The organism is Paraglaciecola sp. (assembly GCF_030730205.1).
Lineage (GTDB): Bacteria > Pseudomonadota > Gammaproteobacteria > Enterobacterales > Alteromonadaceae > Paraglaciecola.
Genome location: NZ_JANQVQ010000342.1, coordinates 1 through 9954, shown reverse-complemented (window position 1 = coordinate 9954; position 9954 = coordinate 1). Strand labels below are relative to the sequence as shown.

The following is a 9954-nucleotide window of genomic DNA, read 5'->3' as shown; positions in this document are numbered from 1 at the left end:
GATGAAATGGCGCTGGGTGTATTGTACGAAATACAAAGTAGAAATTTAAAAGTGCCTCAGGACATTTCCGTGTGCGGCATTGATGATATTGCCCTCACAACCAAAGTGTGGCCTAACATTACCACCATTCGCCATCCACTGTTGACTATCGGTTATCAAGCCGCGTGTTTATTGATTGGCCGCCTCAAAGATAAAAAATCACAAGTACCAGCCAGAGGGCCAGACGGCACGCAAATTTTTGATGGAGAATTAGTTATTCGAGCGTCAACCAGCGTGGCAGCCAATAAATAGCGGGTTCGGCTTAACCACCAAACTGAGATTATTGATAAGCACTCGGGTATCTTTTAGCTTCTGAGGGTTCTGATATCTGTTTGGACACAAGATTGGGGCTAAACGTCAGTGGCTGATGCCTTCTCTTTTGGTCCAAAACAGAGGTTAGGGTATAAAAGCCCTTACTCTGGGTTGCTCGAACTCGAAAGAGCCCTACTATTTTTTCATTCAAGCGCCTTGTTTCAGGGTTTAAGTTCTTGCTGAGTAAGCTCCTATCGTTACTGATTGCTATAAACCCCCAAACGCTCATTTTTCTGTTCAAGCATAAACCTTAGCTTTTTTAGGGGCCTTTAGTTTGTATCACTAACTTAACTTCAGCTGGCGCTCTGATGCCACGCATCCTGTTTAACAGGCGCAAGTTGTTTGTTTGTATCTAGCGCTAACACCCCTTCCACAGACAGTCCTTTGACATCATGCAGTATCAAATGCTTGTCATTTTGCGCATGGATTTCACTTTGTTTGAGCATTAAGCCACTTACATCATCAAACACAAATGCAGGCCTAAAATCAGCCTCATTGGCCCTCAATGTAATATTTATCAGCTCTACGTTCTTGGCATGCCGTACATATAAACCCCAAGCGGGAAGTTCGCCAAACATCGTGTATTCAGGGTAAGCATCGCGCTCTTGTGGTACTAAAAACAACTGGTCATAAGGCCGATAAGCTAAGCCCTTGTTCGCTCGACCTGGATAGGTGATATCAATGTTTTCTAACCGAATGTTTTCAACTGCTGCATCTGGCAAACCAGTAATTGACGAGGGAATAGGATTAAAAAAGGTATTTAGACCTGGTCCGCGCACTTCATAATCTTCATCGGCGCGGCTTGCGGAAATTTCTGCCTTGAGGTTTTTAATCACCACATTCTTAAGTGTGCCTAAGGGAGTATTTTGCGGTACATCTCGGTTTCTTTGACCTAAGCGGATGAAAATGGCACACCCGACATTACTCGCTTCTACCCCATCTATATGAACATTTTCAAGCTTAGCGCCATCAACAGTTTCTAAGGCAATCGCTGAGCGGTAAGTATCAAACACGCGAATATTTTCTATGGTCACGTTAGTAAAACCATGCATCGATTCAGTACCAAACTTTATACCGTTCGAACTGGAACGCATCACACAATTACCAATGTAGACCTTGTCGTTGTGAAACTCGCCGCCAGTGGTCGATTTTAGACAAATGGCGTCGTCGGCAGCATTAACAAAACAACCGGTAATGCGGACATTTCTGCAATCGTTTATGTCAATGCCATCATTGTTCCAAAAGGCGTCACTGTCCACCACGATGTTATCTATCATTACATCTTGGCAAGCCGCGTAATGTTGCACCCAAGAGGCACCATTTTTAATGGTGACATCATAGATTTTTATTTTTTGACAGTGATGAAGTGCAACAACGTTAGGGCGATGTCTGGAACGATTTCTACGCTCGTTAAAGTCGGCTTCAACCCGCTTTCCCGCATGATGGAGCCGATTAATATTTAATGCCAACTGCCTGCCCTGTCCATCAATTGTGCCTTCACCGCTAATGGAAACAGACTCACAGTGATCGCCAGCCAATAATGCGAGAATATTGCCCTGCGCATCCTCGTAATCCTGAATGTCGGTACTGCCTAGTAACATCGCCTGTTTGTCAATTTGCAGGTTAACTTGGCTGCCGAGGCGCAAACTACCACTAAGATAAACGCCAGCAGACAAGCATACCGTGCCGGGCTGCTCACTTTTAACTACCTCGTCAATTGCCGCTTGAATGGCTTTGGTATCCTTCGTTTTTCCATCGCCTTTAGCCCCAAAGTCTCTGGCATCTAGTCGCTTACCCGTATTAATAATCGGTCTTTGACTGGGGTGGCGAGACTGTTGAAATTGCCTCCAATAAGACTCAAGTTGTTTTGCATTTATCGAAAACGAGGCAAAATAGCTGGCGCTAAAGGCCGCTAAACTGGTTTTGATAAAACCTCGACGATTTAAATAGCTATTCATTTATGAGCGCTCCGGGTGTTTCGTTTGCTTCTCAGCGTCAGAGGTGGATTCTCCTACTGGCACACTCACACGACTGCCCCGTAAGGCATACCACGCGATATAAAGGTAACAGACAGCAGGGATGAGAAAACTCCATTGCAAAGTCATCATGTCAGCGGCTTGGCCTTGAATCATGGGTAAAATGGCCCCACCAACGATGCCCTGACATAAGTAACCTGACCCGCGCCCCGTGTGTTCTCCTAAACCACGTATGGCTAAGGTGAAGATAGTAGGAAACATAATAGAATTGAAAAAACCTACCGCTAGGATGGTCCACATGGCCATTTCACCACTGGAATTTACCGCAACAATGATCATCGCTACCGCGAGGACTGAATTAATCGCAAGTAAAGTGGTGGGTGCCACATAGCGCATGATCAATGCGCCAGCAAAACGCCCAACCATGGCCGCTCCCCAGTAATACGATACCATTTTGCCGGCGGTCACGGTGGTCATGTCTTCAATACCCAATTGCATAAAAAAATTGACTAGGTAGCTACCTACTGCTACTTCTGCGCCCACGTATAAAAAGATAGCTAACACACCGTAAGTGAGATGTTTATGGCTAAACAAGGTAAAGTGACTAGCGGCTTTTGACTCGTCTAAATGCTCGCTTATGTTAGGCAACTTCAGTTTATAAAAAACCAAGGCTACCACCACTAAAGCCACCGCGATAAGTAGATAAGGTAACTGGACAGCCTTAGCTGAACCGCTTTGCTCTACAGCCGATAAAATCAAAATTGCCCCAAAGGCGGGGCCCGCAGTGTGACCTAAAGAGTTAATCGCTTGTGCAAAATTAAGACGCGAAGCGGCGGTCTCTTCTGATCCGAGAACCGCTACATAAGGGTTAGCTGAAACTTGTAAAATAGCGATACCGGCCGCTAACACAAATAAAGCAAATAAAAATACTGCATAAATCGCTGCTTCTGCTGCGGGAAAAAACAAACAGCACCCCGCGGCGACTGTGCCTAAACCAATGATGATGCCATTTTTATACCCTACTTTTTCGAGCATGCGTCCGGCAAAAGGAGAAACAATAAAATACGCACCAAAAAAGCAGAACTGCACAAGCCCTGCTTGCAGATAGCTCAGGCTAAATGCCCCTTTTAAGTAGGGTAAAAGAATGTCGTTAAGTGCAGTGATAAAACCCCAAATAAAAAACAACGAGGTCATGGCCGCAAAGGCAAAATGTATACTCAAGCCTTCGGGCTTTTGACTAATCTTAACGTTTGACTGTGAACTTTGCATCGCTGACTCCTTACACCATACCAGTTAATACATCGAAACACGCGCAGAGGGTGTGGTAATCACATTTTGCTCCAGCACTACTTTTTTGATTTGAATATGCTTTGTTGTCTCTTGTCAGTAACCGGAACCACGCGCCATATTCATGATCGATCATGTGGGTCCAGCTGTATTGCCAGAGCTGTTCGTAGGCGACTTTGTATTTATTGTCACCCGTTTCTTGATACAGCATGGCCGCAGCAGCGAAGCTTTCGGCTTGCACCCAAAAGTATTTGTCGTCATCACACCACTTACCTTGTGGGTCAAAGCCATAAATCAAACCGCCATGCTGATGGTCCCAAGCCACGTCAAAGGCTTTATCAAAGAGGAACGTCGCTTTAGTGACTAATGCTTGGTCAGGACTCAAACGATGAATAGCCAATAATAATTTACTCCATTCGGTTTGATGGCCGGGCTGGAATCCCCAAGGACGATAAAGGTTTTTAGGGTCGTCGAGGTTGTAGTCCCAATCGACTTTAAAATCAGGGGTGTAATGTTCCCAAATCAGACCATCGGTATACGCCGCTTGTCGCTCGGTGATGTTTTGTGCAATCAACTTGGCGCGTCTTAAATAACGCAATTCATGGGTGGCTTCGTAAGCGGCAATCATCGCTTCGCAACTGTGCATATTGGCATTTTGACCGCGATAATCAGACAACACACCATCAGCACTAAGCTCATCAGCATAGAGTTCATAGTCACTCTGCCAAAAACGACTTTCCATTAATTGATAGGTGGCGGCAATTTTGTCAGCAACATCGCGAATACCGGCTTTGTGAATGGCTGAATACATCAATAATACAAAGGCATAGCCGTAGTTTTGCTGAGTCATATCAAGTGGATTGTGATCCTCCAACAACCACGCATAAGCTTGCTGATCAGGACGCCAGTGCACTTGTTCAACAAAGGCTAAGCCATGCAAGGCCACATCACGATATTCGGCTTTGTGTAGTTCTCGACTAGCACGGGCATAATTCACCACAATGCGGCAGCTACTGACCAACTGGCGCATACCTTTTTCGAATAAGTCACCATTGTTCAGATAGTTATGAAAATAACCGCCTTCGTTATCTATCACTCTAGGGTCATAAAAATTTAAGATTGAATGGCAATGTTCAAGCAAAAAGGCACGATTGTATGGTGCAGGTAATGGCACAGTCGTCATGTTGTTATTATCTCCTTGGGTATTCATGCACTTTGTTGATGGCTGCAGGGAGCACAAGCTCCCTCTAACATACTGATTTGCTGTAAAAACAAGCAGATTATTTCATGGTTGGCATAGTGAATTGATTTTCACTTTGCTGCCCTTTTGGCCAACGAGCAGTGATAGTTTTCATCTTGGTATAAAAACGTACACCGTCAGGACCGTGCATGTTTAATGGTCCAAAAATTGAGCGTTTCCAGCCGCCAAAACTATGGAAAGCCATTGGCACAGGGATTGGCACGTTTACGCCCACCATGCCCACTTGAACATTATGGGTGTAGGCATGGGCGGCTTCGCCATTCGCGGTGAAAATAGACGTACCGTTTCCATATTCGTGGGAGTTGATTAAGGCAAGTCCTTCCTCAAAACTATTCACACGCACCACGCATAGGACCGGACCAAAGATTTCTTCTTGATAAATGCGCATGCCAGGCTTCACGTTGTCAAATAAAGTGGGACCAACAAAGTAACCATGTTCGTTACCTACTACTTGATAATCGCGACCATCGGCTAACAAAACCGCTCCATCTTCGATACCCGATTCGATATAACTCAATACTTTATCAGCGTGTTGTCTGCTGATGAGTGGGCCCATATGTGCTTCATTATCTAAACCAATACCAGGACCAACACGCATCTCACTAATCTCTTGCTTTAAGCGGGCAACCAGATTATCTGCTGTCGCATCGCCAACACACACAGCCACTGAAATAGCCATGCACCGCTCACCGGCTGAACCATATGCTGCACCCATTAATGCGCCAGCTACACCATCAAGATCCGCATCAGGCATTACCATCATATGGTTTTTAGCGCCACCTAATGCTTGTACTCGTTTACCGTTCGCACTGCCGGTGCGGTAAACATATTCAGCGATTGGCGTAGAACCAACAAAACTGACGGCTTTTACATCTGGAGCGCTTAAGAGCACATCAACTGAGGTTTTATCACCGTTTACCACATTAAATACGCCATCAGGCAGCCCCGCTTCTTTCAGGAGTTCTGCAAGCCTTAAGGGCACGCTAGGGTCTTTTTCAGAGGGTTTCATTACAAAGGTGTTACCACAGGCAATGGCGACTGGAAACATCCAAAGCGGCACCATGGCGGGAAAATTAAACGGTGCGATGCCCGCACACACGCCAACGGGCTGCATGAGGGTAAAACTATCCACACCACGGCCCACATTCATCGATTGTTCGCCTTTGAGCAAATGCGGAATGCCACAGGCAAATTCTACTACTTCAATACCGCGGGTCAGCTCGCCCTGCGCATCGGAGAAAACCTTACCGTGTTCGGCGGTAATTAACGCGGCCAGTTCATCTTTATTTGCTTCAAGTAAAGCTTTGAAATTAAACATAATTCGCGCGCGATTTAGTGGAGTAACGGCACTCCACTGTGGCAATGCGGCTTGGGCAGCGGCAATGGCAGCTTGGGTTTCTGCTGCGCTCGATAAACCCACTTGCTTGCTTTGTTCACCTGTTGCTGGATTGTAAATTGCAGCAAAGTGACCACTTTGACTTGCGACGTTTTGACCGTTGATAAAATTACCTAAAGTGTGCATGTTTTTTCTCGTAAGACGTTTTTTAATGGATTAATAAGGTTGTTTTGATTGCTGTTTAACATACGCTTCATACGCTGCGTTAACCTCACTTCTATGGGAAACCTGAGGTACCGCTACATCCCACCAGCTGCCGTTATCGGTGCTAATGAGAGGGTCGGTATCAATAACAATAAGCGTACTTTTTGGGGCTTTTTTGGCCTTGGTAATGGCACTTTCTAACTCGTCAAGATTACTAACCTTTTCAGCATCTGCCCCCATAGAGCGAGCATGCATAGCAAAGTCAATTTGCATGGCATGATGATCGCCTGCACAATCTTCAAGCAAATTGTTGAACGCAGCGTTACCGGTGCCGTTTTGCAGACGATGTATACAACCAAAGCCGCGATTGTCTAAAAGCACCACGATGAGTTTTTGTTTTAACATCACGGATGTCGCGAGCTCTGAATTCATCATCATGTACGAACCATCACCCACCACTACGATGACATCACGCTCAGGAGAGGCCATTTTTACCCCTAAGCCACCCGCGATTTCGTAACCCATGCATGAAAAGCCGTATTCAACATGGTAAGTACCTGGCCCTTCGGCCCGCCACAACTTGTGTAACTCACCCGGTAATCCTCCAGCGGCACACACCACAACATCAGTAGGCTGCGAGGCCCGTTTTACCGCGCCTAATACTTGGGCATCTGAGGGTAAACCTTGGCTATTATTGGCGGTAAGCGCTAGGTATTTTGCTTGCCATTGCGCATTTAACGCTTGCGCTTGCGCTATCCATGTCGACCCTGCGCGCCACGTACTTAACTGCTCATTTAACTGGGTAAGCGTCGCTTTTGCGTCGCCCACCAGTGGTAAGGCATTATGTTTTGCGGCGTCAAAGCTACCAATATTGAGCTGAATAAGAGTTTTATCAGCACTTTCTAGTAAGGTGCGCGAAGCCGTGGTGAAATCTTGCAAACGTGTGCCAATAGCCAGCACCACATCAGCTTCTGCTGCTAATTGATTCGCCGCTTCGCTTCCCGTGACGCCGATGCCACCCACAGCGCATTCATGAGACCAAGTTAAACAACCTTTGCCGGCTTGGGTTTCTGCCACCGGAATATGACGAGCTTTAGCAAACGCTGACAACACCTTTGCGGCGCCAGAGTAAAGTACCCCGCCGCCCGCAATGATCAGCGGTTTGCGAGCATTTTTGAGAACTTCTAGGGCTTGTTCAAGTTCGTAGGTTTCTGCTTGCGGCTGACGGATACGATGCACTTTTTTAGCAAATAAAGACGTCGGAAAATCGAAGGCCTCGGCCTGCACATCTTGTGGAAATGCTAAAGTGGCTGGCCCACAATTAACAGGATCGAGTAAAGTTTGCATGACAACCGGCAGGCTGTTAATCATCTGCTCTGGACGACTAATACGATCAAAATAGCGGCTAACAGGTCTAAAGCAATCGTTGGCAGAAATACTTGGGTCGCCAAAGTTTTCGATTTGCTGTAAGACAGGATCTGGTTTGCGATTAGCAAAAATATCGCCCACCACTAACAATACCGGCAACCGGTTGGCATGGGCCAAAGCCGCTGCGGTGACCATATTGGTTGCCCCAGGGCCGATTGACGTTGTACACATCATCATTCGGCGTCGTTGATTGGCTTTGGCAAAGGCAATTGCCGCATGCGCCATACCTTGCTCGTTGTGTGCTCGGTATGTTGGAAACTCTTTACGCACGTGGTTTAGAGCCTCACCCATACCGGCGACGTTGCCATGTCCAAAAATCGCGAATACCCCAGCAAAAATAGGCTGTTCTTCACCGTCAATCACCATGTATTGCTGACGTAAAAAAGCGACTAGAGCTTGAGCGGCGGTTAATGTAACTGTTTGCATTTACTGGTCCTTACGTGTATTCCACGCCTCAACTAAGGTGAGATAATTATCAGCTACTTGGTTTTGCAACTCGTTATCTGAAATTTTATTGGCTAACCATAATTTACTTGCCGCTGAAAATATTGAACGCCCAACCGCAAAGCCCTTACACAAGGGAAAGTTCGCACTGTCTGCAAAGCCTTTAGCCAGTTGGGCTAGTGGTGCATCTAAACCTAGTAAAATAACGCCTTGGCAATGTGGGGCACAACGAGTAATCAGTGCGCTGATCTTTGACCAGGCAGTAACAGAGGGTGACGGTAACTTCCACCAATCTGGACGGACGTTTAGTTTGTAAATCATCTCCATGGCATTCACAACGGTGTTGTCATCAGCGGCCATATCACTGGGTGGAATGATTTCTAGCAGTAATTCATGACCACTGACACAGCAGGCTCGATATAGCTCTATAATTTGCCTTGATTGTATGTCCCACATGGCGACATCGTCTTGCGGGTGCATGAACACCAAACATTTAACGATGTGTTCTTGCGGCCATGTGACTAAACGTGAGCCAATAGAACGGCCACCTTCAAGCTCAAGCGGCCTTGAAGCAGGGACTTCAACAGGGCGACCAATCCACCAATTTTTTCCAGTCACCGCATTGAGGGCATCTTGGCCATAGGTATCATCAATCAACACGCCAACGTGCTGCGATACTTTTTTCTGCTCAACCACTTGTTGTAGTGCCGCCAGAATATGTTGCTTTAGTACACTTATACGAGAGATGTTAGCCCCTGCTTCTTGCGCCATCTCTACAAACTGTTTGCGATGATCAAAGGCTAAAATACATAACTCACTCCAATTAGCGGATTTGCGGGTAGTAACGCGATGGAGGTAGTTAAGCTCAGGGTCGAGGTCAGGCCTTGCGATTTCGTATTGATTGGCGATGTAGTAATCAAGCTCTTCTGGGGTGGGGATAGCTGGTGCGCAGCCATGGCGTGATACTACCAAGGCTCCGCAGGCATTCGCATAGCCACAGGCTGTGGCGTAGTCGTCGCCGCGCAACCAGCCACGTAAGAAGCCAGACATAAAGGCATCTCCTGCGCCCAATACGTTTAATACATCAACTCTTACCCCTGCAAAAAACGGCGCTTCATCAATATTATCGGGTATGGCATTAGCAAAGATAGAGCAGCCCATGGCGCCACGTTTTAATACAATCTCTGCATTACTGTGCTGCCTGATCACTTTTAGCGCTTTGATGGTATCGGTGCTACCACCAGCAATGTGCACTTCTTCTTCAGTACCAACAATCAAGTCGCACAAAGGAATAATTGATTGTAAATGTGCACTTACACTTTGATTTGATACAAAGCGAGTATCACCATCGCCAGGACGAGTTAAGCCCCACAAGACCGGGCGATAGTCGATATCTAATATAACCTTTGTATTATTTTTACGCGCATATTCAATGGCTTGGCGTGCTACTTTGTCCACATGTGGGGTTGAAAAATGCGTACCGGTGATTAACAGAGAACGGGAGGAGGCAATATAAGCTTCGTCGAAATCACTTACATCGATGGCCATATCGGCGCAATCAGCGCGATAAAACAACAATGGGAATTCTTCTTTGGTTTTAATGGACAAGATAGCCAGAGCGGTTAAACGCTCAGGATCAGTTATCACGTGGCTGGTATCTACACCTG

The 9954-nt window shown here is 46.4% G+C and carries 7 protein-coding genes; 1 reads left to right on the top strand and 6 read right to left on the bottom strand.

Annotated elements, in window-relative coordinates:
* Positions 1-291 (top strand): substrate-binding domain-containing protein (locus NWQ57_RS22500; RefSeq protein WP_306024436.1); only part of this gene is annotated, 291 nt, incomplete at its 5' end.
* 353 nt (positions 292-644) lie between these two features.
* Here the strand turns inward: NWQ57_RS22500 and NWQ57_RS22495 are convergent.
* The 6 genes from NWQ57_RS22495 to NWQ57_RS22470 form a co-directional block, all read right to left on the bottom strand.
* Positions 645-2309, bottom strand: a complete 1665-nt coding sequence (locus NWQ57_RS22495; protein ID WP_306024435.1) for a glycoside hydrolase family 28 protein — start codon at positions 2307-2309, stop codon at positions 645-647.
* Positions 2310-3596: a sugar MFS transporter gene (locus tag NWQ57_RS22490; protein ID WP_306024434.1), complete on the bottom strand. Its 1287-nt coding sequence runs from the start codon at positions 3594-3596 to the stop codon at positions 2310-2312.
* Between the two features lie 10 nt (positions 3597-3606).
* On the bottom strand, positions 3607-4797 hold the full coding sequence (locus NWQ57_RS22485) for an AGE family epimerase/isomerase (RefSeq protein WP_306024433.1): 1191 nt from the start codon (positions 4795-4797) through the stop codon (positions 3607-3609).
* Between the two features lie 97 nt (positions 4798-4894).
* Entirely contained in the window at positions 4895-6397 is a 1503-nt protein-coding gene (locus tag NWQ57_RS22480; protein ID WP_306024432.1) for a CoA-acylating methylmalonate-semialdehyde dehydrogenase, read from the bottom strand.
* A 30-nt stretch (positions 6398-6427) separates the two neighbouring features.
* Positions 6428-8269 (bottom strand): 3D-(3,5/4)-trihydroxycyclohexane-1,2-dione acylhydrolase (decyclizing), encoded by a 1842-nt coding sequence (gene iolD, locus NWQ57_RS22475; RefSeq protein ID WP_306024431.1) that lies wholly within the window; start codon positions 8267-8269, stop codon positions 6428-6430.
* A partial coding sequence (locus NWQ57_RS22470; protein WP_306024430.1) for a PfkB family carbohydrate kinase occupies positions 8270-9954 on the bottom strand: 1685 nt, incomplete at its 5' end.